Annotated in this window: 1 protein-coding gene; it reads right to left on the bottom strand. The window is 35.1% G+C overall.

What is annotated here, in order from left to right:
- Window positions 1–82: 82 nt before the first annotated feature.
- Window positions 83–350: hypothetical protein (locus AOQ71_RS46780; RefSeq protein ID WP_205668314.1), on the bottom strand; the 268-nt coding region annotated here is incomplete at its 5' end.

Raw genomic sequence — 350 nt, 5'->3', positions numbered from 1 at the left:
CGATTTTATTGTTTCGTTCAATCTGAGCGATTCTGTGCGTTTTTAGAGATCCAAAAATAAGCCCTCAATCGAGGGCCTAAATTTATTTTGTGAAAATCATTAGATTTCGACTGTTCACAGTATATTCATAGGTTGGACTTTCTAAATAAAAACACCTAGATACTTGAGGACCCTGGGTAAAATTGAACTGTTTTTTTGGCAATAGGCTTTGACAAAACTCTTTGTTTTCTACTGAAAAGCCGAGTTGGGTCAGATTATTTCTTAATGTCAGATAGTTTAGAGCATCATCTACTGTCTTTTCAGATGCATTTTTTACTGCATAAGCAATACCAACGGCAGTTGCAGTAAAA

This window comes from Bradyrhizobium manausense, from assembly GCF_001440035.1.
Classification (GTDB): domain Bacteria; phylum Pseudomonadota; class Alphaproteobacteria; order Rhizobiales; family Xanthobacteraceae; genus Bradyrhizobium; species Bradyrhizobium manausense.
Note: the sequence above shows the minus strand (reverse complement) of the source record. Positions and strands in the feature narration are given on the sequence as shown.